The organism is Bradyrhizobium manausense (assembly GCF_018131105.1).
GTDB classification, from domain to species: Bacteria; Pseudomonadota; Alphaproteobacteria; order Rhizobiales; family Xanthobacteraceae; genus Bradyrhizobium; species Bradyrhizobium manausense_B.
The window spans coordinates 3,053,115-3,078,301 of sequence record NZ_JAFCJI010000001.1 but is presented as its reverse complement, the minus strand read 5'-3'; the positions used below and the strand labels follow the sequence as shown (position 1 = coordinate 3,078,301).

The 25,187-nt window shown below is 63.1% G+C and carries 25 protein-coding genes and 1 pseudogene; 14 read left to right on the top strand and 12 right to left on the bottom strand.

The features are described from left to right. Positions 1-54: 54 nt before the first annotated feature. The 8 genes and pseudogenes from JQ631_RS14755 to JQ631_RS14725 all read right to left on the bottom strand — a co-directional run bounded on the left by JQ631_RS14755 (position 55) and on the right by JQ631_RS14725 (position 8,607). Positions 55-888, bottom strand: coding sequence for an adenylate/guanylate cyclase domain-containing protein (locus tag JQ631_RS14755; protein WP_212327178.1), 834 nt, complete (start codon positions 886-888; stop codon positions 55-57). Between the two features lie 134 nt (positions 889-1,022). Next, a complete protein-coding gene (locus JQ631_RS14750; protein WP_212327176.1) occupies positions 1,023-1,490 on the bottom strand; it encodes a YbaK/EbsC family protein in 468 nt (155 codons plus the stop codon). A 55-nt stretch (positions 1,491-1,545) separates the two neighbouring features. Next, on the bottom strand, positions 1,546-2,283 hold the full coding sequence (locus tag JQ631_RS14745; RefSeq protein WP_212327173.1) for a haloacid dehalogenase type II: 738 nt from the start codon (positions 2,281-2,283) through the stop codon (positions 1,546-1,548). A 94-nt stretch (positions 2,284-2,377) separates the two neighbouring features. Continuing rightward, complete coding sequence (locus tag JQ631_RS14740) at positions 2,378-3,760, bottom strand: tetratricopeptide repeat protein (RefSeq protein ID WP_212327171.1); 1,383 nt, start codon at positions 3,758-3,760, stop codon at positions 2,378-2,380. A 48-nt stretch (positions 3,761-3,808) separates the two neighbouring features. Then, the gene (locus tag JQ631_RS14735; RefSeq protein ID WP_212327169.1) at positions 3,809-6,511 is read right to left on the bottom strand and encodes an AAA family ATPase; all 2,703 of its coding nucleotides are present in this window, start codon (positions 6,509-6,511) and stop codon (positions 3,809-3,811) included. Between the two features lie 75 nt (positions 6,512-6,586). After that, entirely contained in the window at positions 6,587-7,081 is a 495-nt protein-coding gene (locus JQ631_RS14730) for a hypothetical protein (RefSeq protein WP_212327167.1), read from the bottom strand. Between the two features lie 380 nt (positions 7,082-7,461). After that, positions 7,462-7,600 (bottom strand): annotated as a pseudogene (locus tag JQ631_RS32325) (4-hydroxyphenyl-beta-ketoacyl-CoA hydrolase); the annotation flags it as partial. Between the two features lie 122 nt (positions 7,601-7,722). After that, positions 7,723-8,607, bottom strand: a complete 885-nt coding sequence (locus tag JQ631_RS14725; RefSeq protein ID WP_212327165.1) for an amidohydrolase family protein — start codon at positions 8,605-8,607, stop codon at positions 7,723-7,725. 131 nt (positions 8,608-8,738) lie between these two features. Here JQ631_RS14725 and JQ631_RS14720 point away from each other — a divergent pair, with 131 nt between their 5' ends. From JQ631_RS14720 to JQ631_RS14700, 5 genes are all read left to right on the top strand, one after another. Next, a complete protein-coding gene (locus JQ631_RS14720; RefSeq protein WP_212327163.1) occupies positions 8,739-9,215 on the top strand; it encodes a MaoC family dehydratase in 477 nt (158 codons plus the stop codon). An 11-nt stretch (positions 9,216-9,226) separates the two neighbouring features. Continuing rightward, positions 9,227-9,661 carry a MaoC family dehydratase gene (locus JQ631_RS14715; protein ID WP_212327162.1) on the top strand — a complete coding sequence of 145 codons (435 nt, stop codon included), beginning with the start codon at positions 9,227-9,229 and terminating at the stop codon, positions 9,659-9,661. Between the two features lie 210 nt (positions 9,662-9,871). Further along, on the top strand, positions 9,872-9,997 hold the full coding sequence (ykgO, locus tag JQ631_RS14710; RefSeq protein ID WP_006611362.1) for a type B 50S ribosomal protein L36: 126 nt from the start codon (positions 9,872-9,874) through the stop codon (positions 9,995-9,997). A 125-nt stretch (positions 9,998-10,122) separates the two neighbouring features. Continuing rightward, entirely contained in the window at positions 10,123-10,761 is a 639-nt protein-coding gene (locus JQ631_RS14705) for a tetratricopeptide repeat protein (protein WP_212327161.1), read from the top strand. 125 nt (positions 10,762-10,886) lie between these two features. Then, positions 10,887-11,147 (top strand): hypothetical protein, encoded by a 261-nt coding sequence (locus tag JQ631_RS14700; protein ID WP_212327160.1) that lies wholly within the window; start codon positions 10,887-10,889, stop codon positions 11,145-11,147. 9 nt (positions 11,148-11,156) lie between these two features. Here JQ631_RS14700 and JQ631_RS14695 read toward each other — a convergent pair whose 3' ends face one another. Further along, positions 11,157-11,339: a hypothetical protein gene (locus tag JQ631_RS14695; protein WP_212327159.1), complete on the bottom strand. Its 183-nt coding sequence runs from the start codon at positions 11,337-11,339 to the stop codon at positions 11,157-11,159. Positions 11,340-11,657: 318 nt separating this feature from the next. Between JQ631_RS14695 and JQ631_RS14690 the strand changes: the two genes are divergently transcribed. Then, a complete protein-coding gene (locus JQ631_RS14690) occupies positions 11,658-12,614 on the top strand; it encodes an alpha/beta fold hydrolase (protein WP_212327158.1) in 957 nt (318 codons plus the stop codon). A gap of 118 nt (positions 12,615-12,732) precedes the next feature. On the opposite strand, the gene cycA is transcribed toward JQ631_RS14690, so the two are convergent. Next, the gene (cycA, locus tag JQ631_RS14685; RefSeq protein ID WP_212327157.1) at positions 12,733-13,128 is read right to left on the bottom strand and encodes a cytochrome c-550 CycA; all 396 of its coding nucleotides are present in this window, start codon (positions 13,126-13,128) and stop codon (positions 12,733-12,735) included. Between the two features lie 238 nt (positions 13,129-13,366). Between cycA and JQ631_RS14680 the strand changes: the two genes are divergently transcribed. Beyond that, on the top strand, positions 13,367-14,860 hold the full coding sequence (locus JQ631_RS14680) for an FAD-linked oxidase C-terminal domain-containing protein (protein ID WP_212327155.1): 1,494 nt from the start codon (positions 13,367-13,369) through the stop codon (positions 14,858-14,860). Positions 14,861-14,908: 48 nt separating this feature from the next. Here the strand turns inward: JQ631_RS14680 and JQ631_RS14675 are convergent, their stop codons facing one another. Further along, on the bottom strand, positions 14,909-15,376 hold the full coding sequence (locus JQ631_RS14675) for a putative quinol monooxygenase (protein ID WP_249160289.1): 468 nt from the start codon (positions 15,374-15,376) through the stop codon (positions 14,909-14,911). A 179-nt stretch (positions 15,377-15,555) separates the two neighbouring features. On the opposite strand from JQ631_RS14675, the gene JQ631_RS14670 reads away from it, so the two are divergent. The 5 genes from JQ631_RS14670 to JQ631_RS14650 all read left to right on the top strand — a co-directional run bounded on the left by JQ631_RS14670 (position 15,556) and on the right by JQ631_RS14650 (position 20,694). After that, complete coding sequence (locus JQ631_RS14670; protein ID WP_212327153.1) at positions 15,556-16,245, top strand: ArsR/SmtB family transcription factor; 690 nt, start codon at positions 15,556-15,558, stop codon at positions 16,243-16,245. A 33-nt stretch (positions 16,246-16,278) separates the two neighbouring features. Beyond that, the gene (locus JQ631_RS14665) at positions 16,279-17,517 is read left to right on the top strand and encodes an FAD-binding protein (protein ID WP_212327151.1); all 1,239 of its coding nucleotides are present in this window, start codon (positions 16,279-16,281) and stop codon (positions 17,515-17,517) included. Next, on the top strand, positions 17,514-18,842 hold the full coding sequence (gene glcF / locus JQ631_RS14660; protein ID WP_212327149.1) for a glycolate oxidase subunit GlcF: 1,329 nt from the start codon (positions 17,514-17,516) through the stop codon (positions 18,840-18,842). The genes JQ631_RS14665 and glcF overlap by 4 nt, the downstream gene beginning before the upstream one ends. 69 nt (positions 18,843-18,911) lie before the next feature. After that, positions 18,912-19,277: a histone gene (locus tag JQ631_RS14655; RefSeq protein ID WP_212327147.1), complete on the top strand. Its 366-nt coding sequence runs from the start codon at positions 18,912-18,914 to the stop codon at positions 19,275-19,277. 412 nt (positions 19,278-19,689) lie between these two features. After that, positions 19,690-20,694, top strand: a complete 1,005-nt coding sequence (locus tag JQ631_RS14650) for a TorF family putative porin (RefSeq protein ID WP_212327145.1) — start codon at positions 19,690-19,692, stop codon at positions 20,692-20,694. A 196-nt stretch (positions 20,695-20,890) separates the two neighbouring features. Here JQ631_RS14650 and JQ631_RS14645 read toward each other — a convergent pair whose 3' ends face one another. Next, complete coding sequence (locus JQ631_RS14645) at positions 20,891-22,651, bottom strand: ABC transporter ATP-binding protein/permease (RefSeq protein WP_212327143.1); 1,761 nt, start codon at positions 22,649-22,651, stop codon at positions 20,891-20,893. A gap of 316 nt (positions 22,652-22,967) precedes the next feature. Between JQ631_RS14645 and JQ631_RS14640 the strand changes: the two genes are divergently transcribed. Together JQ631_RS14640 and JQ631_RS14635 are read left to right on the top strand one after the other, a co-directional pair. Next, on the top strand, positions 22,968-24,632 hold the full coding sequence (locus JQ631_RS14640) for an L-lactate permease (RefSeq protein ID WP_212327142.1): 1,665 nt from the start codon (positions 22,968-22,970) through the stop codon (positions 24,630-24,632). 132 nt (positions 24,633-24,764) lie between these two features. After that, positions 24,765-25,163, top strand: a complete 399-nt coding sequence (locus tag JQ631_RS14635; RefSeq protein ID WP_212327141.1) for an META domain-containing protein — start codon at positions 24,765-24,767, stop codon at positions 25,161-25,163. Positions 25,164-25,187 lie beyond the last annotated feature (24 nt).

Genomic DNA, 25,187 nt, shown 5'->3' with positions numbered 1-25,187 from the left:
TGATCAGCAAAGGCGTGCTCGGGTTGGCGGGAACATGCGGTCATGCCGTCGCGTTCAGCGCTCGCCCTTGCTGTCCGACTCTGCTCGATGTCCAAGCACCGTTCGCAGGACGACACCGAAGAGAATGGCTGCGACTGGCCAATGGAACCAGATCTTATGCGCGCCAGTGGCCAGATTGATGAAGATCAAAAAGGCCGACACCGTGAGGGCCGCGGCAACCGGGCGGGGCAGCCTTCCTAGCCAATCCGAGACGACATTCGTCGACGAAGATGGCTCGCGCCTGTCTTCCATTCGCGGAGCGCGCGCATCCTCGCGGGGAGTTCGGCCTTCATTGATCGCGAAGCTCCCTTGCCCGGCGGCTTGGCCGCCCAGGGTCAACCGATAGCTGGTCAATGGCGCAATGTTCTTCATGGGTCGTTGGCCAAGACAGTCGAAGCCAACCGACATCTTGTTGTGCACCTGATCGTAGACCGAACTCGAGATCACGACGCCGCCGGGTTCAGCGAGCTCTTGCAGGCGTGACGCGATATTGACGCCGTCACCATAGATATTGGTGCCGTCCACCATGACATCGCCGAGATTGATGCCGATACGGAATTGCATCGGGTTCACTTGGGGTGGGTCCGACTCCAGATTGGAAACTTCCTGCTGGATTTCGATCGCGCATTGCACGGCCTCGACGACACTGGCGAACTCGGCGATCACGGCATCGCCCCAGGTATTGACGATGCGGCCATCATGCCGCTCGACCAATCGCGACATGGTGGCGAAGTAGCGTCGGAGCGTCTCCAGCGTTCCCGTCTCGTCGGCTTCCATGAGACGAGAATAGCTGTGCACGTCGGCACACAGCACGGTGGTCAGTCGGCGCTTTACTTTGTCATCGGTCATGGTCGCTATGCTAGCCGCCCTTGCCGGCAAATGCATCAGGCATCGTGCGCTGTGCCGTCGCAGCCAACGACCGGCCGTGGCGCCGGGCTCTCATGGAGGTGCAAAGAAGTGCCGCCAGCTACGCCGTATCAGCCTTATGGCCGGACCTCGCAGACATCGACCCACTCGGCCGCGGTCAGCTCAGCCAGGCGATCGGGGGGGATGCGCACGGCACTGTGGGTCGAGCCTGCGGCCGGTACCACGACGTCGAATGCCTTCAGCGACACGTCGCAATAAATCGGCAGCGGCGATTTCAGCCCGAACGGGCAAACGCCGCCGACCTCGTGGCCAGTGATGTCGGCGACCTCTTCCAGCCCCAGCATCTTCGGCTTGCCGCCAAACTGCGCCTTCACCTTCTTGTTGTCCATGCGCGAGGTGCCGGCCGCGACGATCAGGATGACACGCTCGCCGATGCGCAAGGACAGCGTCTTGGCGATCATTCCGGGCTCGACACCATAGGCTTCGGCAGCCAGCGTCACAGTCGCCGAGCTGATCGGGGATTCGATGACGGAGATGTCGGGGGCTTTCTCGGCGAAGAACGCGCGAACGGATTCCAGGCTCATTCAGTCAGCTCATTCCAGGCTTACGGGTAGGCGGCAATGTTCGGTCATCCCGGGATCATTCCCCGATGATCCCGACCAGCTCCGAGAGGGAACGAACGCGATGATCAGGCGCAAAGCCGAGCTCGTCCATCTGGGTGCGGATCGCCTTGAACATCGTTAGCGGTGCCACGAGTTCGTTCTCGACGCAAGCCAGCGCCATGGCCTCGGGCGTCACCCGCTCGATCCAGGCGACATTCAATCCGAACGCTTTCGCGCCGGTGACGTCCCAGGGATTGGAGGAGATGAACAGCACCTCTTCAGGCGTGGTACCGAGCACCTCGCCGATCAGCTCATAGGCCTCCGGGCTCGGCTTGAAGACCTTCCTGGCGTCGACGCTGATGGTGGCATCGAGCAGGCGATCGAGCCCGGAATTGCGCACCAGCGCATTCAGCATGTCCGGGCTGCCATTGGAGAGGATGGCAAGCTTTCGCGGCTTCAGCGCTGTGAGTGCGGCGGTCGCGTCGGGATAGAGATCGAGATGGAGATACTTTGCGATGACGCGTTCGAACGCATCGTTCTCGTACTCAAGCCCAAGGATGCGCAGCGTATAGGCCAGGGAGTCGCGGGTCACGGCGGCAAAATCCTGGTAGCGCCGCATCAGCGAGCGCAACCAGCTGTATTCGAGCTGCTTGATCCGCCAGACCTGCGTGATGATCTCGCCATAGCCGGGAAACGCATCCTCGGTGATGTCAGCGACCGACTGGGTGTCGTAGAGCGTCCCGTAGGCATCGAAGACGACGGCTTTCAGGCTCAATGGACCGGTCCTCCGGGGATCGTTACAGGCTCACGGACTATACATGCTTCGCACGCGCATGAATCATCGAGCCGAAAAACTATTCGTTATCGGATCAAGGCGATGCCGGTCGCGGAGGTGCGTCCGGCCACGGAGAGGGGCCGGCGGTCTCAGTCTCCGCCGTTTCCAGCCTGATCGGGCGTGGTACCGGTTTGAGGCCCGCTGAAATGCTCTTTGCCAGCTCCGCCGCGCTGGTCTTGACGGCAGGTTGAAGGAATTCATCAAGCTTCTGAAGGCTGGGGGCTGCATCTTGCCGCCCGAGCTCCTTGGCGATCGTGTAGTGAGCGTAGGCCTGGGTGTAGTCCCGCGCCGTTCCGGCACCCTCGTGGTAGGCACGAGCAAGCCAGTACTGGCAATAGGCATTTCGGTAAGGTGCGCAAAGCTGGAGCAATTCAAACGAGCGCTTGGTGTCGAACCACGGCGCTTCCCGCGCGAATCGATAGACAAAGCCGAGCTCAGCGAGAGCATAGACCGAGTGTCCCTGGCGATAGGACCGCTCGAACCATTTGATCGCTTCTGACAAATCCTCGCTTTCTCGATAGCCGTAGCGGTCTCTGAGCCACCGCGCGAGCGTGAGCTGTGCGCCGTCAAATCCCGCATCCGCCGCGCGTCGCAAATAGTCGACCGTCTTTGCGGAATCGCGGGTAAGCCCGCCTCGCCCAGTATCGATGCAGTATGCAAGTTGCGCCATGGCAATGAGCTCGCCGCTATCCGCCGCCTTGCGCAGGAGATCGACCGCCTTGCCGGTGTCATAGGTGCCGCCAAATTCGCCGCTGACATATCCGGCGGCAGCCAGCCGCATCGCGTACGGCTCGCCCGCGGCGACCGCGTCATCGATCAACTTCCGCCCCGCCGTTTCATCCTTCGGCACGCCGCTCGCGCCCGTGAAGAGGATCCGGCCAAGTACGCTACCAGCCTGACGATGTCCCCCGGCTGCCGCCTCGCGCAACAATGCTTCGGCGTTGCGCGTCTGGTCGGTCGAATTTGGTATCAGCAGGGCGAGCGCGGTGACAAATTGAACGTTCGGATCGCTTGCGGTTGCCGTTTTCAGGATGTCGATCGCCTTCGCCCATTCGAAACGATAGTAGGAGCCGAGCGCTGCCGATAGTTTCGGTTGGTCCCCCGGAGCGGAATTTCGAAAGGTCGATCTGTCGACGATGACCGTGACCTGATTGGCGACAATGGGTCTTGCGACCTCATCGTCCCAGATAAAGACAGCGCGTCGGGTTGCCGCGCAGCCCGGAGTCGAGGCGTTGGTGCAATCGGCAGGCCTTGCCCAATTGCCTGCCGGGACAGCGGCCCGAGGGAGACCCACAAGGAGCCAGCTCGCGAGAAGGATTGCCGTCACCTGTGGCCAGACAAACCACGCGCGACGATACAGGGGATCGTATTGCCAGAAGGCGACATGCAGGGCCGCCATTCGGCCGATCGCTGTCATCTGGTTTGTCCGCTCTGATTCCATCTTGGCCGATTGCTTCGTTTGCAGCTATGCCACGTCCTGGCTGATCAGTTCGACGGCGAGGTACTTGAGCGCATCGGCGATGGGAATGAAGAAATTGATGCTCGTGCTCACCCCGGAGATGGCGAATCCGGAAACGCTGACAGCGACGACATTGCCGAACTGGTCCACCATCGGCCCTCCACTGTTGCCGGGATGAATGGCAGCGTCGCTTTGCAGGAGCGTAAGATCCTTTTCCGTGCGATAGGCGCTGACGATGCCTTTGGTGATGGTCGTCGAATATTTCTCATCGCGCGGCGTTCCTACCGCATAGACCTCGGAGGCTACCTCGGGAGGGTCAAGCCGCAGCGGGAGCGGCGGCATTCCCGATTCATTCACTTTGATCAGGGCGATGTCCCGTGTCTTGTTGGTTCGCACCACTTCGCCGGGCAACTGACGGCCCGTCGTCAGCTTGATCGTCACGAACTTGTTCTCCGTGACCACATGGTGGTTGGTCAGGAGATAACCATCCCGGGAGATGAAAAAGCCGCTACCGTGAGCACCTTCAATCTTGACCGTGACGACGGCGGCCTGCAGGGCGGAGGTCCCGTCCGACAGTGGGGTGACCGAACGAGGCAGCGAGGGAATCCTGACGAGGATATCGCTGATCGTCTCCGGCGCGGTCTCGCGATATCCGGAAATCCGGATCGCCGCGTCGATATCTGCCATGGCGAGCTGGCGCACATCCCCCGAGGGATCGTGCGCAACGCGTATTGCCTGGGCCTCGCGCGCGCGCTCGAGCAGCGTTCGCATCTCGCGCGCCTGCCCCCAGGATTTGTTGCGCATGCCGACCCTGATCCAGGGATCGAGGCTGGATTCGAGATCATCCGGCAAGACGAAGTTCTGTCGCTTTGCCATCACCCGCAGGATGGCGGCGAGCTCGTTTGCGGCATAGGGCGGAAACTCGATCGTCTTGGTAAAGCGGCTGGAGAGCCCCGGATTGCTGTTGATGAAGCGCTGCATCTCGTTCGGGTAACCCGCGACAATGACGACGATGCGGTCTCGGTTGTCCTCCATGAATTTGAGCAACGTATCGACCGCCTCCTGGCCGAAATCGTTACCCGGTCGGGCGAGCGAATACGCTTCATCGATGAACAGGATGCCGTCCAGCGCTTCCTTGCACTTGTCGAGCGTCTTGGCAGCGGTTTGGCCGATATAACCTGCCACCAAACCCGAGCGGTCAGTCTCGACCAGATGACCTTTTCGCAGCACGTTGAGTGAACGATAGATCTCGCCGAGTGCGCGCGCGACCTCGGTCTTTCCCACGCCGGGCGGACCGGTAAAGACCATGTGCCGGCTGATGGGCGCGATGACGAGCCCTTGCTCGCGCCGTATGCGCTCTACTTCGAGCCCCGACATGAGCTTGTTCACCTCCTCCTTGACCGGCTCCAGCCCGACCATCTCTTCGAGGTGGTCGAGCGCCTGATCGAGCGTGCGTTCAAGGGGGATGCTGGCCTCCACCTTCAGCCTGCGCATAGGGCGTGGCGCCAGATGGTCCGGCGAAGCAGGCATCGTCGATTGTTGAACGAGGAGCGGAGGCGAAGTTGGTATGGCCGGCACGGGCGGAAGCGCCGGCGGCGGCGGCGCGCGCGTTCGCACCAGATTCACGCCGACGCTTTCGAAATCGACCATCTCGATCCTGCTGATGTCGGCCGTCGGGTCGGCGGCCACGCGCAGGGACTGGGCTTCGGACGCCTTATCGAGAAGGTTGCGCATCTCGCGAGCATTGCCCCAGCCCTCGCTCCTCCATTGGGATTCGATCCAGGGGACCAGGCTTTGCTCGAGTTCGTTCGGCAACTCTGCGCGCTGCCGCGTGGCCATCAATCGCAAGATCGCAGCCAGCTCTTTCGGCTCATAGGCCGGGAATTCGATGGTTCTGTTGAAGCGGCTCGCCAGACCCGGATTGGTAGCGATGAAGCGCCGCATTTCATTGGGGTATCCGGCGGCGATCACCATGATGCGGTCGCGGTTGTCTTCCATGAACTTGAGCAGCGTCGCGATGGCCTCCTGGCCGAAATCCTTCCCTTCGCCTGCGAGCGCGTAAGCTTCGTCGACGAAGAGAATGCCGTCGAGCGCCTCCTTGCACTTGTCGAGCGTCTTCATCGCCGTCTGCCCGATATAGCCTGCGACCAGGTCGGCGCGCTGCACCTCTACCACATGTCCCTTGCGCAGCACTTTGAGCGAGCGGTAGATCTCCCCCAGGGCGCGCGCGATCTCGGTCTTGCCGACGCCGGGCGGCCCGGTGAACACCATGTGCCGGCTCACCCTCGCCACGGGCAAGCCCTGTTCGCGGCGCTTGCGCTCGACTTCGATGCCGGCCAGCAGCTTGTTGACCTCTTCCTTGACGGAGCTGAGGCCGATCATCTGGTCGATCTCGTCGAGCACTTCGTCGGCGCTGCGGACAGACACGGCCGGAGAGTCCACGTTCAGCCGGCGGCCGACCGTATAGCCCTCCCCGACAGGGACCAATCCGAATCCGCTGGGATCGCTGCCGAGCCGCATCGCCACATAGGTCAACGCGATCCCGGCCAACATGATCAGAAGCACGGCGCCGATCGTGAGCGAGTTGGCCCACGTCAATGCACTGAGCGGACCGGATCTTGGATTAAGGATCCATTGAGTGGCGATCGCGGCCACAATCATCGCGATGCATATGCCGACCATCGGATGGTTGCGGAAGAAGTTTTTCATTGCCGGCAATTCCTGATCGCGGCGTCGCGTTCGCCTATTTGCACAATACCCGTTCGAGCATTCATGGGCAGGAGTTCATGGGCAGGGGTTGCGGACCTGCCAATGCACGTTGACGGGGTAGGTGCCGTTTACGTCGTGGATGCCCCCGGGCGTCAGGTAGAATCCCACCTGGTCTGCTTCGCCGACCAGTGTCAGAACCCCGCGGCCGGTGGGATATGGCGCCGGATAGGGAATGGCGACGCGCTGGGGAGCGACGGTGAGCTTGATCGGCGGCGACAGATATTGTCCCGAGCGGACACGCACCATGCCGCCATGCCCGTTTCGTTGCGTCAACGTCACCCATGCCAGCGGCACCTTGCAGTTCTTCGCGTCATCCACCGCTGCCTTCGAAGTCCCAGGATCGAGGGTCGGAAGAGCTGCGCTGATGTCGCCTGGAACAAGCACTTCCAGAGTCGATTCCTGACCAACAGCAACTGGCTTGTCGCGGACGACGCCGGGCAATACGACGATTGCTGCTATTCCAGCGATCACAAGCCCGCCAGCAATTCCGATCAGGATGCTCCGAGACAAGCCAGGCTTCCTGCCGCGAGGCGGCTCCTGGCGTGGAGGCTGGTCTTGCCCGCCGAGCGCGCCCCCGGAAACCTCAGCTTGTGCTTCTGGCTCACTCATGGATCGGGCATTGTTCATTGTCGGGACCAAGAGATTATGGTCGACGGCCGATGTGGCGACAACCCTGATTCACGAAGTCAGCATCAAAACGCCCACTGAACGAGGTCGAGTGCGCTTCCCCCATCCTGGTTCATGGAAGCTTTCGTTCCTGACAGGGGGCTGACGGATATCTTTGGCACGCCGCTTCGGCGCGGAACGTGCGTTGGGTCACGCATGTCGTTTCGCGAAAGCGGCTTTGCTCTAAAGGCGCGCGACGGTTATCGAGAGGAGAGCAGCCTGGTCACGGGGCGGTCCCAGCCGAACAGCCTCTTAATTCTGCAGGATCGAGTTGATGTGGCGCACCAGGATCGGCGGGAAATACTTTTGCGACCGGCCGGGCAGGTCGATATTGACGTTCGGGGCGGGGACCGACAGCGCCTCTGGCCGATGCGATCGGGCATCGCGATGACGTTCGCGCTTGGCTCACGAGCGGACGATAGAAGCCTCGGGTGCGGGGCCGCCTCGAAGGGCAAGCGGCCTCCGCCAATTCATGAGTCCGCGCTTCAGATCCCCAAAATCTTGCGCGCGTTGGCCTTCAACACTTTCGGCCGGATCTCGTCGCGGATGTCGATCTTGGCGAAGTCCGACAGCCAGCGGTCCGGTGTGATGACAGGCCAGTCCGAGCCAAACAGCATCTTATCCTGCAGGATCGAGTTGATATAGCGCACCAGGATCGGTGGGAAATATTTCGGCGACCAGCCCGAGAGGTCGATATAGACGTTCGGCTTGTGGGTCGCGACCGACAGCGCCTCTTCCTGCCAGGGGAAGGAGGGATGGGCGAGGATGATCTTGAGGTCGGGGAAGTCGGCCGCGACGTCGTCCATGTACATCGGGTTGGAATATTTCAGCCGCATGCCCATGCCGCCGGGCATGCCCGAGCCGACGCCGGTCTGGCCGGTGTGGAACAGCGCGATCGCGCCGCCATTGTTGATTTCTTCGTAGAGCGGATAGGCCATGCGGTCGTTGGCGTAGAAGCCCTGCATCGTCGGATGGAATTTGAAGCCGCGCACGCCGTATTCCTCGATCAGCTTGCGCGCCTCGCGCACGCCGAGCTTGCCCTTGTGCGGGTCGATCGAGACGAACGGGATCAGGACGTCAAGATGATCGGATGCGATCTCCAGCATCTCTTCATTCTTGTAACGGCGGAAACCGGTCTCGCGCTCGGCATCAACCGGGAAGATCACCGCGGCGATGTTCTTGGAGCGGTAGTAGGCCGCTGTCTCCGGTACCGTCGGCGGATGCTTGTGCGGCGACTTGAAATAGTCGGCCATCTGCGCCTGGAAATCGTCGTAGCCGTCGTCGGCATGGGTGCCGCAGGGTTCCTCGGCATGAGTGTGGATGTCGATGGCGACGACATTTTCGATATCAGGCAGCTTCAGCTTCGGCATGGTTTCCTCCCGACGGGTTGCCGAATTGATTATATGATATAACGAATTTGGCAAGCTCCCCGCGACAGCTTTTGCCGATCGGCATCGTTGCGCTAGTGTCCCGGCAACAAAAAGGAAGCGGGAGGTGGAGAATGGCGGAGGCGCAGGCCTTTGAGACCGATTTCTGGAAGGACGCCCAATCGCGCAAGGTGTGGGACGAGATCGTTCCCGGCGAGCCGCGCAAAACGCTTCCTTACCGCCTGATGCGCGAGGCGATCGAGCTTTACTGCAAATCGGTCGGCGAGACCCATCCACTCTATTTCGACGAGGCCTACGCCAAAACGACCCGCTACGGTGGCCTGATCGCACCGCCTTCGATCCACATCATGCTGATGTTCGCATGCACGCCGGCGGACGACTGGATGCGCTCGCCCGGCACGGTCAATGCGGGGCAGTCCTGGAGCTACAACATTCCGGCCCGCCCAGGTGACGTCATCACCTTGCAGGCGCGTGCCCTCGACAAGTTCATCAAGCGCGAGCGGCTGTTCGTGGTGCACGACAACGTCTTCCTCAACCAGAATGGCGACGTCATCTGTTCCGGCCGCGGCTGGACTATCCGGCCGGTTTGAGGGAGGGCGCCATGACCGTTACATTTGAAGGCATCAATGCGGGCGACACGATCGAAGGCCCGAGCTTCGCGGTTTCGCGCGAGTCCATTCGTCAGTTCTGCGATGCCTCGCTCGACTACAATCCGCTTCATCTCGACGACGACTACATGAAGGGCCAATTCGGCAAGACGCAGTTTGGCGGCGTCATCATGCATGGCATGAACAATTTCGGTCTGATCTCGCGCATGCTGACCGACTGGGCCTATCCGGCTGGCGCGATCCACCGGCGGCTGGAGACCCGCTGGGTGAAGCCTGTGCGCCCCGGCGACACCATCCATCCGTCGGGAATCATCAAGGCAAAGCGGGTCACGGCGAAAGCGCGTTGGGTCCTCATTGATGTCGTGGTGAGGAACCAGGACCAGGAGCGGGTCGCAACCGGCGAGGCCATGGTCGAATTCCCGGCTTAAAAGGGACCGTTTCAGCCCTTTCTCCGCTCAATCCGTGGGTTAATCGGTTCGGCAAGGGCCGTTTGCATTGACACGCGCGCCCTCCATGCCTTAAGAACCGCCCCATCCCGGGCGGTCGGTCCGCCAGCGGGAAAGATCTCATTTTGCCACATTCGCGCGTGCCGAAACGGTAGTGCCGAACACGGCCTTTCGAACGTTCAGGATTCTGCCATGAAGGTCCGTAACTCCTTGAAGTCGCTGCGCGGTCGCCATCGCGCCAACCGCTTGGTCCGCCGCAAGGGCCGGGTCTATGTGATCAACAAGGTGCAGCGCCGCTTCAAGGCTCGCCAAGGCTGATATCAGCAAGGCTGATATCGCCCTCGCGGTCGCTTCGCGCGCACGCTCCCCAAGACCACGGTCTCACGCGAGTTTGACGCCGCCTTTGCTTTGCAAGGGCGGCTTTGCGCGTTTAGACTTTCACCATGATCGTGAGATTCCCTCATCCGCGCACGGTGTGCCTGGCCCTGGTTCTCGGCCTCGCCGGTCTCGCGCCGGCGCTGGCGCAGGATAGTCCGGCCCCGCCAGCGAAGCAGCAGAAGAAGCTGCCGGAGGCGCCCGCCAAGCTGCCCAAGGTCGACCGCACCAAGAATCTCGATTTCCTGTTCGGCGCGCTGAAGGCTGCCCCCGACGATGTCAGCGCCAAGCATGTCGAGGCGCGGATCTGGGCGATCTGGCTCCAGACCCCGAGCGACACCGCCGCGCTGTTGATGGCGCGAGCCAAGGCGGCCGTCGATGCGCACAAGATCGATGTCGCGATCAAGCTGCTCGATTCCGTCATCAAGCTCCGGCCCGACTACATCGAAGCCTGGAACCGGCGCGCCACGCTTTATTACATGCAGAACGACTATGCCCGTTCGCTTGCCGACATCCGCGAGGTGCTGGTCCGCGAACCCCGTCATTTCGGCGCGCTGGCGGGGCTCGGCATGATCATGCAGGACGTCGGCGACGAGAAGCGCGCGCTCGAGGCCTACCGCAAGGCGCTGGCCGTCAATCCTCACCTCGAGAAGATCCCCGAGCAGGTGAAGGCCTTGACCGAGAAGGTCGAAGGTCGCGACATCTAGCCGACAAGTTGATCATTTCCCGAGCGATTGCGGCGCCCGCCGGTTAACCACGATCGGAGGCGCAATGTCGCAAGGACTATTGTCGGCGCCGCTGCAGGTCTACCTGCATGGCAGGAGCAAAAGCCATGAAGCGTTTGATCTGTGCTTGCAGCTTGCTGTTGGCGTCGGGAACGATGAGCCTGGCCGACGGGATGTTCTGGGTGGTCGGCAATCGCGCCACCGGCAAATGCAACATCGTGACCAGCAATCCGGTCATCATCGGCGATGTCTGGTTCGGCGACGGCCCCTACACATCCAAGGCCGATGCCAAGCTTGCGCGCTCGACCATCCGCGCCTGTCCCGTGCTCACGCCGGACGAGGAAAAGGCCGAGGACGGCGCGGGCTAGTCTTGCGACCTAGTGCAGAACGCTGGTGCCGCGCTCGACCAGACCGCGATCGATGGCTGCGGCATAGGCCTTTGCCAGTTCCGTCTCGAGGTGCTCGTTAATCAGAAGCAGCGCCCGCACGGCACCGCGCAGATCGCCGTTGCAGCTTGCGACGATCTCGTCGATCGCGGTGTCTTTCGACCTGATGCTCATCGAAAATCCTCCGGTTCAAACCAGGACAATCCTGCCGGTCTTTCCCGCAATCCCCTGAGGTTGCGAGGAGGGATCGGCGCCCATCCGCGTCTCAATGGCGGAACCGACCATGGCGATTATAAGGAAGCTGCGATGACGACTGCATGAAGCCGTCAGGGACTTGCGAACGGCCGACGTGACCATTGATTTCATTGAGCTTTTTCGCGGGGAATTGTGCACATATCCACAGGGCGGCATTTTCGGTGGAAGCGCTTGCGCGAAACTGCCGGCTGCGTCACCCGTAACTGCGATGTGCCCTGGATTGCCCGGACCTTCCTGATGATTGTGATGTCAGTCGTGACAGCGCTGGTGCTCCTGGCGCTGGTCACGCAGGCCGGCATTCTTGCCGTGCAACGGACCTTTCCGCCGCAGGGCCGGATGATCGAGGTCGATGGCGCGACACTCCATGTCGTCGACATCGGCCCGCGCGACGCGGGCGTGCCGATCGTGATGCTGCATGGCGCGAGTTCGAACCTGGAAGTGATGCGGCATCCGCTCGGCGATCTCCTGGCCAAGCAGCATCGCGTCATCCTGATCGACCGCCCCGGCCATGGCTGGAGCACCCGCGCGCGGCGGCAGGATTCGACGCCGGAGATCCAGGCGCGGATGATCGACGAGGCGCTCGGCAAGCTCGAGGTCGATCGCGCGATCTTCGTGGTGCATTCCTGGAGCGGCGCGCTCGGCGCACGCCTCGCGCTCGATTACGCGAGCCGCGTTGCCGGCCTCGTGATGCTGGCGCCGGTGACCCATCCCTGGCGCGGCGGCGTCGGCCGCTACAACGAGATCATCGCAACGCCGGTGATCGGCCCACTGCTCGCCTACACCGTCACGCTGCCGCTCGGCTATTTCGTCACTGAATCTGGCGCGCGCAGCGTGTTCCTGCCGCAGACGATGCCGGATGGTTTCGTGAAAGAGTCCGCGACACCGCTGCTGCTGCGTCCGCGCGAATTCATCGCCAATGCCTATGATCTCGTGACTCTGAAGGCGTCAGTGGCCGCGCAAGCGCCGCGCTACGGCGAGATCAAAGTGCCTGTTACGATCATCGCCGGAGCGCCCGACAAGACGGTGAAGACCGATATCCACGCGCGTCCGTTCGCCGCGACCGTCCCGAATGCGAAATTGATCGTGCTGCCCGATCTGGGCCACATGGTGCAGAATGCGGTGCCGGATCTCGTCAAGACGGAGATCGAGACGATGATCGGTCATATCGCCCCGGCGCAGGCGGCCGCAGACTAAAGCGCTTTCGAGCGAAGTGGATCCTGGTTCGCGTGAAGAAAGCGCGTCAAAACGACAGGCTGGAGCTTCGGTTCTGATTCAATCAGAACCGAAGCTCCAGCGGCCGCCGTCTCCGCGTTTACTGCTTGATCTTGCCGTCCTTGTCGAACTGCGAGACATAGGCCCAGAGATTGTTGACCTCGTTCTCGTTCTTGATGCCGGCGAACGCCATCTTGGTGCCGGGGATCTTGGCCTTCGGATCCTTGATGTATTCCTTGAACTGCGCCTCATTCCAGGTGATGCCGGAATTCTTGTTCGCGTCCGAATAATTGTAGTCCGGCGCGCTGCCGGAATGGCGGCCGTCGAGGCCGTTCAGTTCAGGGCCGACCTTGTTCTTGGCGCCTTCGCCGATCGCGTGGCAGGCCAGGCACTTGTTGAACGACGATTTGCCGGCCGCGACATCCTGCGCCATCGCGCTGGAGGCCGTGGCAGTGACGGTGAGGATCATCAGCGCGCCAAAAGTCAGTGTTTTCATAGGGTGCTCTTCGTCTCTTTCCCGGTGGGGTCTCTGGTCGGCTTTCGTCGAACCTGCCGGTTTTGGCATGGCCCGCTCGGCTTGGACAAGCCACGAAACCATGACAGGTTTCATGCCTGCCTACTTGTCCCAGAGCGAACTTGCCGCAGATCGCGGCTCCGACTTTCGGACGGCCTACCCAAACCATCGCGGACGTGATTGATTTGCCGTGATAAATTGACGTGCGGAAGGATAGACCATGGCCATCATGATGCCTGCGAGCGATCAGGCGGTGCTCGCGCGCCGCGCGGAGATCGTTGCTGCATTGCGCGCAATTGTGCCCGGCGAGGGCGTAATCGACAGCGCTGCCGAGATGCGGGTCTATGAATCCGACGGGCTGACCGCCTATCGGCAGCCACCGATGGTGGTGGTGCTGCCCGACACCACCGAGCAGGTTTCGCTCGTCCTGAAATATTGTGCGGGGCAGGGAATCAAGGTGGTGCCGCGCGGCTCCGGCACGTCGCTGTCAGGCGGCGCGCTGCCGCTGGAGGACGGCGTGCTGCTGGGCCTCGGCAAGTTCAAGCGCATTCGCGAGATCGACTTCGACAACCGTGTCGTCGTCACCGAGCCCGGCGTCACCAACCTCGCGATCAGCCAAGCGGTCGCGCATGCCGGCTTCTACTACGCGCCAGATCCGTCTTCGCAGATCGCCTGCTCGATTGGCGGCAATGTCGCGGAGAATTCAGGCGGCGTGCATTGCTTGAAATACGGCATGACCACCAACAACGTGCTCGGTTGCGAGATTGTCCTGATGAGCGGCGAGATCCTGCGCATCGGCGGCAAGGGGTGCGAGAATTCCGGCTACGATCTGATGGGCGTCATCACCGGTTCGGAAGGCCTGCTCGGCGTCATAACCGAGATCACGGTGCGTATCCTGCAAAAGCCGGAGACGGCGCGCGCGCTGATGGTCGGCTTTGCAGAGGTCGAGGCGGCCGGCGAATGCGTGGCGCGCATCATCGGCGCCGGCATCATTCCCGGCGGCATGGAGATGATGGACAAGCCCGCGATCCACGCCGCCGAAGCCTTCGTTCATGCCGGCTATCCGCTCGATGTCGAGGCGCTGCTGATCATCGAGCTCGATGGTCCCAAGATCGAGGTCGACGAATTGATCACGCGGGTCGAGGCCATCGCGAATGCCTGCGGCTCGACCACGTGCCAGATCTCGACCTCGGAGGCCGAGCGCAATCTGTTCTGGGCCGGCCGCAAGGCCGCGTTCCCCGCGGTCGGGCGCATCTCGCCCGACTATCTCTGCATGGACGGCACCATCCCGCGCGGCGCGCTGCCGAAGGCGCTCGCTCGTATCCGCGAGCTCTCGGAGAAATACCAGCTCGGCTGCGCCAACGTGTTCCACGCCGGCGACGGCAATCTGCATCCGCTGATTCTCTACGATGCCAACAAGCCCGGCGAGATCGAGCGCGCCGAGGCCTTCGGTGCCGACATCCTGCGCGCCTGCGTCGAGTTCGGCGGCGTGCTCACCGGCGAGCACGGCGTCGGCATCGAGAAGCGCGACCTGATGCCCGACATGTTCACCGAGATCGATCTCAACCAGCAGCAGCGGCTGAAATGCGCCTTCGATGCGCAAGGCCTGCTCAATCCCGGAAAAGTGTTTCCGACCTTGCACCGCTGCGCTGAACTCGGCCGCATGCATGTGCACGCAGGCAAGCTGGCGTTTCCGGATATTCCGCGGTTCTAGGCACGCGTGAAAGGAAGGGCCCGCGGCGCGAACCCTTCCCCACCAACCTTACAGCAGCCCGTACTGCGCCCGCTCGCGCTTCGCCAGCAACGGCAGCGCTTGGCCGGCGATGTAGGTCTTGAAATGCGCGCTCTCCTGATGCGCCTTGAAAGCGGCCTCGTCGCGGAACAGTTCGTAGAACAGGAACTGGGCCGGATTGTCCTTGCCCCGCGAGATCAGGAACAGCTTGACGCCATCCTCGCGTTGCGCGTCCGGCAGGAAGCGATCGAGGATCGCGGCGATCCTGTCAGCCTCGCCCGGCTTCGCCTCCCATTGCGCGACCACGAGCAGGCCGCCGCCCTCGACGGCGTCGTTGATCGATTTCTGTGTGGCATAGTGGTTCATCGTGTTGGCTCCTTGCTGAGCTTGGGATGATGTTGCCGTCCATGGCGAGAGATAGATCGTCAGGACGGCGATCACCGTCCTGCGGCTGAACGTTTCACGCGGCGCTGGCTGCGCCTGTGTCGATCGCTCCATGATGATCTCCGTTGCTTCGTCTCGACCGCGATCGCTGCGACCATGTCGCGACGGCGCGCCGGTAAGGTTCGCCTGACATCGAAGTGTCGATGTCGTGAACATTTCGATCACGATCGAAACGTTCCATCGCCATCCCGTGCGACAGCAGGATGAGTTTTCGTCACATGCCGGAGCCGGTCATGCCGACCATCGCACGCGAACTCGCCGACCTCGCCGCCCTGATCGCCGATCCCGGCCGCGCGCTGATCCTGTCGCGACTGATGGACGGTCGTCCGCAAACTGCGGGCGAGCTGGCGCTGGCCGCCGGAGTCACGCCGCAGACGGCGAGCTGGCATCTCGGCAGATTGGTGCAGCACGCGCTTTTGAAGGTCGAGCGGCGCGGACCGCGCCGGTTGTACCGGTTGGCTACGCCGCTGGTCGCGCAGATCCTGGAGGGCATGATGACGGTCGCCGTAACAGGTCCGCCGGGTTCGCGGCCGCCGTCACGGATCGATGCCGCGATGCGCCGAGCCCGGACTTGCTACGATCACCTCGCCGGCGAACTCGGGGTTGCTCTCGCGGACGCGCTGCGGGAGCGCGACTATCTGGTGCTCGACCAGGAGGTTGGGGAGCTGACGGCGGCAGGCACGGCCTTCCTTGGCAGTCTCGGTGTCGATCTCCATGCGCCGGCGCGGCACCGGCGGGTGCTGTGCCGGCCCTGCCTCGACTGGAGCGAACGCCGGCCGCATCTGGCCGGGCGGGCAGGGGCGGCGCTGGCGGACCTCGCGTTCCAGCGGGACTGGATCCGCCGCCGGCCGCAGGGGCGGTCCGTCGAGATCACCAATGCGGGGCTTGACGCATTTCACTCCTTGTTCGGTGTCCGCATTTGATTTTGGGAGCAAATTTCGTTACCCGCTAGAGGCGTGGATACGCTCAGGGTCAGAGACGCCAAAGACGTCGAAGAAGTGGTGCGGGCGGCGATTGCCAATGAGCAGCCGCTCGAGATCATTGGTCATGGCAGCAAGCGCGGCATCGGGCATACGATGGCGACCAACGCCGTGCTCGACGTCTCCGCGCTGAATGCGGTCACCTCCTACGAACCCAACGAACTGATCGTCACGCTCCAGGCCGGGGCGCCGTTGGCCGATGTGCTGTCGCTGATCGACGCCAAGAACCAGCAATTCGCTTTTGAGCCTGTCAACACCGCGCCGCTGCTCGGCACGCCGGCGTCAGGCACCATCGGTGGCATGATCGCGGCGGGCCTCGCCGGTCCGCGGCGGATCAGGGCGGGCGGCGCCCGCGACCATCTGCTGGGAGCGCATGCTGTCTCCGGCTTCGGCGACAGCTTCAAGACCGGCGGCAAGGTGGTGAAGAACGTCACCGGCTACGATCTTTGCAAATTGCTGGCGGGGTCCTGGGGCACGCTGTCGGTGATGACCGAAGTCACGCTGAAGGTGATGCCGAAGCCCGAAGCCGAGCGGACGCTGCTGCTGCGCGGGCTCGACGAGGCCGCCGCCAACAAGGCGATGACCGCCGCCCTCGGCTCGCCCTTCGACGTCTCCGCCGCCGCGCATCTGCCGAAATCGGCATTCCGGGCCAGGACCGACGGACTTGGCGATATCGCCAGCCAGGGCGAGGCGCTGACGGTGCTTCGGCTCGAGGGCATCACGGCCTCCGCCAGCCACCGCGCCGGCTCGCTGCGCGAATTGCTGGCACCATTTGGAACCGCGACCCTGATCGAGGACGCCGCGTCCTCCGTGCTGTGGGCCACCATCCGCGACGTGCTGCCGTTCGCGACCGGCGGTGCGCTCGGCGCCTGGCCGGTGTGGCGCATCGTCTGTCCGCCGGCCTCGGGCGCGGCGCTCGGCACGCAATTGGCGCGCGAGACCGGCGGCGACGTCATCTACGATTGGGGCGGCGGCCTGATCTGGGCGGCGCTGCCGCCGAAGGCCGACGCACATGCCCCGGCCGTGCGTCAGCGAACGGACGCGTTCGGCGGGCACGCGACGCTGATCCGGGCGGCCGAGGACGTCAGGCGCGGCGTCGACGTATTCCACCCGCAGGCGCCGGGTGTTGCCGCCCTGAGCGAACGGGTCCGCGCCAGTTTCGATCCGAAGTCGATCTTGAACCGGGGACGCTTGAGGCGGGGCGCTACGGCATGAAGACCGAATTCTCACTTGCGCAGCTCTCCGACCCCGACACCGCGGAAGCCGACAAGATCTTGCGCGCCTGCGTCCATTGCGGCTTCTGCACCGCGACCTGCCCGACCTATGTGCTGCTCGGCGACGAGCTCGATAGCCCGCGCGGCCGCATCTACCTGATCAAGGAGATGCTGGAGAAGGACCAGACGCCGACCGCTGAAGTGGTCAAGCATGTCGACCGTTGCCTGTCGTGCCTGGCCTGCATGACGACCTGCCCCTCCGGGGTGAACTACATGCACCTCGTCGACCAGGCCCGGGTCAGGATCGAGCAGCGCTATCAGCGCCCGCTCGCCGAGCGCCTGCTGCGCCAGGTGCTGGCCTTCGTGCTGCCGGACCCGCAGCGCTTCCGCATCAGCATGAGGCTCGCGCGGCTGGCGCGGCTGTTCGCGGTCTTGCTGCCGACGCCGCGGCCCTCGGCGACGCCTGGTCTGATCCAGCGCCTCAAGGCGATGCTGGCGCTGGCCCCGAGCCGGTTGCCGGCACCTGGCGCCCGTCCGGGCAGTGTGTTCGCAGCGCTCGGCAAGAAGCGCGGCCGGGTCGCGCTGCTCCAGGGCTGCGCCCAGCAGGTGCTGGCGCCGCGCATCAACCAGGCCGCCATCAGCCTCCTCACCCGTCACGGCATCGAGGTCGTGCTGGTCAGGGACGAGCAGTGCTGCGGTGCGCTGACCCATCATCTCGGCAACGACCAGGATGCGTTGGCGCGCGCCCGCGCCAACGTTGCGGCCTGGCAAAAGGAAGCGGCAGGGGAGGGGCTCGACGCCATCCTGGTGACCACGTCCGGCTGCGGCACGGTGATCAAGGATTACGGCTATCTGCTGCGTGAGGACGCTGCGTTCGCTGCCGATGCGGCGAAGGTGTCCGCGCTTGCAAAGGACATCACCGAATACGTCGCCGGTCTCGGCCTCGCGCCGAGCACGCAGCAGGACAACAACAACATCGTCGTCGCCTATCACTCGGCGTGTTCGTTGCAGCACGGCCAGAAAATCACGGGCCTTCCGAAAGAATTGCTTTCCAAGAATGGATTCGTGGTGAAAGATGTACCGGAGAGCCATTTGTGTTGCGGTTCGGCGGGGACCTACAACATTCTCCAGCCCGAGCTTGCGGGCCGGTTGCGCGATCGCAAGGTCGCCAACATCGCGAGCGTCAAGCCGGACATGATTGCCGCAGGCAATATCGGCTGCATGGTGCAGATTGCCAGTGGCACGTCAGTTCCGGTCGTACACACGATTGAGCTTCTCGATTGGGCTACGGGCGGGTCGCGGCCGGCACTGAACGCGTCGCGCTGAGCTTTCGCCTTGAGGTGACGGTTGAAGGCGCCCGATCGACCATTGTTCGGAGGCAACAGGAGGACCACGATGGCGAAAGCGAGCAAGAAGAAAAGCAAGAAGGCCAAAAAGGCCAAGAAGGTCGTAGCGGCGAAGAAGGCGACGAAGAAGAAGGCGTCCAAGAAGTCCGCAAAGAAGTCGGCGAAGAAATCTGCCAAGAAGGCAGCGCCGAAGAAGGCCGCCAAGAAGGCAAAGAAGGCTGCGGCGAAGAAGGCCGCGCCGAAGAAAGCCGCCAAGAAGGCTGCCAGGAAAGCAGCTCCGAAGAAGGCGAAGGCAGCTCCCGCGCCGAAGCCGGCAGCTCCAGTGGCAACGCCGGCCCCCGAGCCTGCCGCCGAGACCAGCTGGGCGATGCCTTCGTCTTCTGCGGAACCGACACCGGCCGAAGGGCAAGGCTAGGCCAGGCTTGGGCCTAAACGCCGGGGCCATCCCCGCGACCATGATCGACAACAGGAAGGCCGCAGTGGAAACGCTGCGGCCTTTTTTGCATCGTTGTCACGGCTGTCGGACGTTGCCCATTTTTGAGTCAGTTGATTCGGTGCACGCGCGCCACGGCGCTGCGAGCCTACGTAGTAACCCGGATTCGCGTGGGCACTCAGCGTGAAAATAATGTGATCGAGAAGCAACACCGACAGACAACCTGTCGTGGAAGCGTCAGAACGCCCAAAAAGGCAGCAAATGCTCGCCATTTTTGCTTCTCGGTTAATACCCCCCGATCCAGATTGCCGCTGTACCGCAATTTTGCAGACAGGTCGTACGCCCCGCGGGCTTCCGGGAATCCGACTTGGTAGAACTGGCGATGGGGATCGAAATGAAGAAAGTGGCTTTGTTGGCAACGGCGCTGGCAATGGTGACGGGTTCGGCTTTCGCGGCAGACATGCCCATGAAGGCCCTGAAGGCTCCTCCGGCGCCCGCGTTCGATCCCTGGGACGTCGCCTTCGGCGGCGCGATCATGAACGACTACATCTTCCGCGGCGTGACCCAGTCGAACCACAAGCCGTCGGTCGCCGCCTATTTCGAGCCGCGCTACAACGTCAACAAGGACTTCCAGCTCTACGTCGGCGTGTCCGCAGAGAGCATCTCCTTCGCCAACCGTGCTGCGGCCGAGGTCGACATCTACGGCGGTATCCGCCCGACCTTCGGCGCCTTCGCCTTCGATATCGGTGTCTGGGGCTACCTGTATCCGGGCGGAAGCTGCGCCGACAACGTACTCACGGGCGGCGTTCCCGGCGGCGGTGTGTGCCCCGTCAGCACCACCACCATCTTCCTCGCCGACGGCAACGTCATGAAGAAGGACGTCAGCTTCTTCGAAGTCTACGGCAAGGTGAACTACACCATCAACGACAGCTTCACGGTCGGCGCGACCGAGTTCTATTCGCCGAACTTCCTGAACTCGGGCGCCTGGGGTAACTACGCGTCGTTGACCGCGAAGTACACCGCGCCCAGCACGGTCTTCGGTGCCTCGGGCGTCGGCATGTACGTGTCGGGTGAATTTGGCCGGCAGTGGTTCGGCACGTCGGACGCGTTCTACGGTACCGGTGCTGGCACCGTCTTCGCCAACGGCATTCCCTACAAGGACTATAACACCTGGAACATCGGCGTCGGCTTCACCTACAAGGTGGTCACGCTCGATCTGCGTTATTCCGACACCGATCTGAACAAGGGTGATTGCAACGCTTTTACCAGCGCCTTCAATGCCACCGGCACCACCAACGTCACCCCGATCAACCCGGGCGGCGCTGGCTCGAACTGGTGCGGCGCGGCCGGTATCGCCAAGTTGTCCTTTGACCTGACGGCGATGACCAACCTGAAGTAAGTTTTTTCCCGAGAGTACTGACGAGGGCGGCAGGGCAACCTGCCGCCCTTTTGTTTTGGACGATCGTTAGTGAGGTGGCGGTCGTTGCTCCAGGTGTGCTCGTCATGCCCGGGCTTGTCCCGGGCATTCACGTTCTGTGCTGCAGGACAAGTCATGGATGGCCGGGTCAAGCCCGGCCATGACGATCTCAACGGCCTCAGCGCGCCGCGCTCGGCTCCGGTTCGGCGGGGGCGCCATTGCCCAGGACGTGGATGGCTCCGTCCTCCACCACCGTCACCTTGCGGGTGTGGAACGCGTCGAGCGTTGAGCGATGGCCGATCGAGACGATGGTCGCCTGCGGCAATTTCTCCGTCAGCAGCCGGTAGAGCCGCGCTTCGGACGGTTCGTCGAGCGAGGCGGTGGCCTCATCCAGGAACAGATAGTCAGGCATATGCAGCAGAGCGCGGGCGAGCCCCAGGCGCTGCTGCTCGCCGAGCGACAGCATCCGGTTCCAGTGACCGTCCTCGGTCAGCCGTTCGGCGAGGTCGGGCAGGCCGACCGCTATCACCGCATCCCGGATCTGGGCTGTCTGGAATGCTCCGGGAGCTGCGGGATAGATCACCGCGTCACCCAGAGCGCCGACCGGGAAATAGGGGCGTTGCGGCAGCATCATCAGCTTTGCCTGGGCGGGAATGACGATGGTGCCGGTGCCGAACGGCCAGATGCCGGCGATGGCGCGGAATAGCGTCGATTTGCCCGAGCCTGACGGTCCGGTCACGAGCACGCGCTCCGGCGCCTGGATGGCAAAGCCGTCTGCCGCGACCAGCGGCGCGCCGTTGGGCAGGTTCACGCAGAGCTTATCGAGGCCGATATTGCGGCTGCCGCCCGCGGCCCTGAGCTCGATCGTCGCCTCATGCGCCGACAGGTTCGCCGCGGTATCGACCGACATCTCGAAGCCGTCGAGACGTGCGACGATCGCGCGCCATTCCGCGATCGATCGATAGGCCGTGACGAAGAAGGACAGCGCATCCTGCACCTGGCCGAAGGCCGAGCCCGTCTGCATCATATCGCCGAGCTGGATGCTCTTAGCGAAGTAGGCGGGCGCGACCACGACATACGGAAAGATCGTCGCGGCCTGACCGTAGCTCGCCGTGAAGGCGGTGAGGCGCTTGGTCCGGCTCATGATCGCATACCAGTTGCCGATGACCTGGCCGAAGCGCTGAAGCAGGTGACCGCGCTCGGCGTTCTCGCCTTTCAAGAGCGCAATCTGCTCCGAATTTTCGCGCACGCGGATCAGGTTGAAGCGGAAGTCGGCCTCGTAGCGTTGCTTCTCGAAATAGAGATTGATCAGCGGCCTGCCGATCCAGTGGGTCAGTCCCGTACCCAGGACCGCATAGGCTAGCGCACACCAGACCTGGAAACCCGGGATGAGGATATCGGTGCCGTAAATGTGCAGGGGCGCCTTGTTGGACAGACCCCAGAGAATGACGATGAAGGACGCGAGCGTCACGATCGACGACAGCAGCCCGAGACCGAGGACGAGCGTCTGCTCGACGAAGTTCGTAACGTCCTCGGTGAGACGCTGGTCGGGGTTGTCGGCGGCGTCGCCCTTCAGCTGCATGCGGTAATGCGTCGAGCCGTCGAGCCATTCGCCGAGATAATGTTGCGTCATCCATCGCCGCCAGCGGATCTGGAGCCACTGGTTCAGGTAAAGCTTGTAGACGGCCAGCCCGACGTAGGTGAAGGCGAGGCCGAGGAAGATCCAGACCTGCATTACGAACTCGTTCAGGTCGTAGGCCTGGAGTGCGCTGTAGAACCGGTTCTGCCACTGATTGAGCAGCACGTTGATCGCGACCAGCGCCAGCTCCATTGCCACGACGATGCCGAGCAGGCCGCGGCCGGCCCATTTGTCTTCCGATCGGAAATAGGGACCGGCGATTCGCCAGACGGTCGCGAGCGTGGCGCTGATGTTCTTCACAGGCTGGGATCTCCTGAAGGATATTCACAGCGGCCCCGGCGCCAAGCGCCTGAGGCCATGGCCGAAAATCGGGGCGCTTAGACTAAAGTCGCAAGGACTGCAATTTGCGTTGGCTAGCCGCAGCTTGCAACCCTAGCATGGGCATAACGGCGTGGGGTGGGGGCCTCCAGGATTTTCGCGAGCTTGTGAGCAGGCGGGAACCGCAGCTTTCGCGAGGAATTCGCGTCCAACTCGGGGGTTATCGCTTCCAGCGTCAAGCAGGTTCCGGCTCTCCACGCGGGCCACCTGCCGCACACATGCGTGGGGGAGGAAGACCATGTGGAATCAAATCTATGATCCGCTGCACAGCCCTGTGCTGTCGACGATCGCGGCGGCGGTACCCGTTGTCACGTTGCTGGTCCTGATCGCGAGCGGGCGCGTTCAGGCGCACATCGCGGCCATCATCGCCGTGATCGTGACCAACCTGATCACGATCTTCGTTTTCACCATGCCGGCGAACATGTCGATCCGCGCCTCGATCCTTGGCATCGTGACCGGCTTCTTCCCGATCGGCTGGATCGTTCTCAACGTCATCTTTCTCTACCAGGTGACGGTGACGACAGGGCGGTTCGAGCTGTTGAAGCGCGCGGTCGGCGGCGTCACCGAGGACCGGCGGCTGCAATTGCTGCTGATCGCGTTTTCGTTCGGCGCGTTCTTCGAGGGCGCCTCGGGCTTCGGTACGCCAGTGGCGATCACCGGCGCCGTGCTGATCGGTCTCGGCTTCTCGCCGCTTGCGGCTTCCGGCCTGTCGCTGATCGCCAACACCGCGCCTGTCGCCTTCGGCGCGCTGGGCACGCCGATCCAGGGCCTCGCCTCGGTCACGGGACTCGATCCCTACATCCTCGGCGCGATGGTTGGACGGCAGCTGCCGCTGTTCTCGCTGATCGTGCCGTTCTGGGTGGTGTGGGCGTTCGCGGGCTGGAAGGGCATGAAGGATGTCTGGCCGGCGATCCTCGTCACCGGCGTGACGTTCGCCGTCCCGCAATTCGTGATCTCGAACTACGTCAATCCCTGGATCGTCGACATCGGGGCGTCGCTGATCTCGATGGGTGCGCTGATCCTGTTCCTGAAGGTCTGGCAGCCCAAGCAGCTCTGGCTGTCGCCGGCACTGCGCGGACACGATGAATCGGCGGCGACGATGGCGAGCGCAAAGCCGCTCGACAAGACGCCGCTGACGCAGAGCGAACTCCTCAGCGCGCTGCTGCCGTGGATCATCGTCTGCGTCGTGATGCTGATCTGGGGCAACGGTGCCTTCAAGACCTGGGCGAACGGGATCTTCACCTGGAACTACGCCGTTCCGGAACTGCACCAGATGATCAACAAGATGCCGCCGGTGGCGCCGGCAGCGACCAAGGAAGCTGCCGTGTTCGGCTTCACCTACCTGTCCTTCACCGGCACGGGTATGCTGATCGCGGCGATCTTGTCCGGCTTCCTGATGGGCGTCGGTCCCGGCAGGCTGCTGGTCGAATACGGCCGCACCATCCGCCTCTGCGCGATCTCGCTGATCACGATCTCGGCGATGCTCGCGATCGGCACGCTGACGCGCCTGTCCGGCGTCGACGCGACTCTGGGCCTCGCCTTCGCTGCAACCGGTGTGCTCTATCCCTTCTTCGGCACGCTGCTCGGCTGGTTGGGCGTGGCGCTGACCGGATCGGATACTGCGTCGAACATCCTGTTCGGCAACCTCCAGAAGATCACCTCGCAGCAGCTCGGCCTGTCGCCGATCCTGATGGCGGCGGCGAACTCGTCCGGCGGCGTGATGGGCAAGATGATCGACGCGCAATCGATCGTCGTCGCCTCCACAGCCACCAACTGGTACGGCCACGAGGGCAGGATCCTGCGCTTCGTGTTCTGGCATTCGATCGTGCTGGCCTGCCTCGTCGGTGTGTTCGTGACGTTGCAAGCCTATGTCTATCCGTTCACCGAGCTCGTCCTGAAGTAGCGACGCCCGGCTCCGACGCAAAATCCCCGCGGGATCTCCCGCGGGGATTTCTGTGTCGTGAACCGACGAAGCTTCTCAAAGGCTTTGCCGTCTTATAGAAGACCCGGCAAATCCGGTCGGTCGAGAGGTCTCATGGTGTCGTTGAAGCAGATGGTGTGTGCCGCGACTGCGTTGCTTGTGATGTCCGCCGTCGCGCGTGCGGAAGAGGGCTTTCCCTTCGGCACCGAGATGACGCTGGAGGCCGTGCCGCAGCCCGGCTCGAAGCGGATTCCGAACATCGAGATCGGCGACAATGGCGAGGTCGTGCTCGAGCTCTGGTGCAAGGGCGGCAAGGGCCAGTTCTCGGTCGCCGGCAACACGGTAATCTTCGTCCCCGGCGCAATTCAGGATCGGTCCTGTCCGCCGGCCAAAGCCCAGGCCGATGACGATCTCGTCGCCGCGCTCGCCGCCGTCGAGACCTGGAAGCGCCAGGGCGACGTACTCACACTGGTCGGCCCGAAGACGTTGCGCTTCCGCGAGAACGGGAATTAAGCCTCGCGCGCGTCCCGGACGCGG

Excerpts from the sequence above, each read along its gene's own strand:
- JQ631_RS14715 (WP_212327162.1), top strand. The coding sequence starts at position 9,227 with ATGACCGTTACATTTGAAGGCATCAATGCGGGCGACACGATCGAAGGC.
- glcF (WP_212327149.1), top strand. The coding sequence starts at position 17,514 with ATGAAGACCGAATTCTCACTTGCGCAGCTCTCCGACCCCGACACCGCG.
- JQ631_RS14635 (WP_212327141.1), top strand. The coding sequence starts at position 24,765 with ATGGTGTCGTTGAAGCAGATGGTGTGTGCCGCGACTGCGTTGCTTGTG.
- JQ631_RS14695 (WP_212327159.1), bottom strand. The coding sequence starts at position 11,339 with ATGAGCATCAGGTCGAAAGACACCGCGATCGACGAGATCGTCGCAAGC.
- JQ631_RS14680 (WP_212327155.1), top strand. The coding sequence starts at position 13,367 with ATGGCCATCATGATGCCTGCGAGCGATCAGGCGGTGCTCGCGCGCCGC.
- JQ631_RS14700 (WP_212327160.1), top strand. The coding sequence starts at position 10,887 with ATGAAGCGTTTGATCTGTGCTTGCAGCTTGCTGTTGGCGTCGGGAACG.
- JQ631_RS14740 (WP_212327171.1), bottom strand. The coding sequence starts at position 3,760 with ATGACAGCGATCGGCCGAATGGCGGCCCTGCATGTCGCCTTCTGGCAA.
- JQ631_RS14655 (WP_212327147.1), top strand. The coding sequence starts at position 18,912 with ATGGCGAAAGCGAGCAAGAAGAAAAGCAAGAAGGCCAAAAAGGCCAAG.
- JQ631_RS14650 (WP_212327145.1), top strand. The coding sequence starts at position 19,690 with ATGAAGAAAGTGGCTTTGTTGGCAACGGCGCTGGCAATGGTGACGGGT.
- JQ631_RS14675 (WP_249160289.1), bottom strand. The coding sequence starts at position 15,376 with ATGGAGCGATCGACACAGGCGCAGCCAGCGCCGCGTGAAACGTTCAGC.
- JQ631_RS14750 (WP_212327176.1), bottom strand. The coding sequence starts at position 1,490 with ATGAGCCTGGAATCCGTTCGCGCGTTCTTCGCCGAGAAAGCCCCCGAC.
- JQ631_RS14735 (WP_212327169.1), bottom strand. The coding sequence starts at position 6,511 with ATGAAAAACTTCTTCCGCAACCATCCGATGGTCGGCATATGCATCGCG.
- JQ631_RS14725 (WP_212327165.1), bottom strand. The coding sequence starts at position 8,607 with ATGCCGAAGCTGAAGCTGCCTGATATCGAAAATGTCGTCGCCATCGAC.
- ykgO (WP_006611362.1), top strand. The coding sequence starts at position 9,872 with ATGAAGGTCCGTAACTCCTTGAAGTCGCTGCGCGGTCGCCATCGCGCC.
- JQ631_RS14690 (WP_212327158.1), top strand. The coding sequence starts at position 11,658 with ATGATTGTGATGTCAGTCGTGACAGCGCTGGTGCTCCTGGCGCTGGTC.
- JQ631_RS14720 (WP_212327163.1), top strand. The coding sequence starts at position 8,739 with ATGGCGGAGGCGCAGGCCTTTGAGACCGATTTCTGGAAGGACGCCCAA.
- cycA (WP_212327157.1), bottom strand. The coding sequence starts at position 13,128 with ATGAAAACACTGACTTTTGGCGCGCTGATGATCCTCACCGTCACTGCC.
- JQ631_RS14670 (WP_212327153.1), top strand. The coding sequence starts at position 15,556 with ATGCCGACCATCGCACGCGAACTCGCCGACCTCGCCGCCCTGATCGCC.
- JQ631_RS14755 (WP_212327178.1), bottom strand. The coding sequence starts at position 888 with ATGACCGATGACAAAGTAAAGCGCCGACTGACCACCGTGCTGTGTGCC.
- JQ631_RS14705 (WP_212327161.1), top strand. The coding sequence starts at position 10,123 with ATGATCGTGAGATTCCCTCATCCGCGCACGGTGTGCCTGGCCCTGGTT.
- JQ631_RS14640 (WP_212327142.1), top strand. The coding sequence starts at position 22,968 with ATGTGGAATCAAATCTATGATCCGCTGCACAGCCCTGTGCTGTCGACG.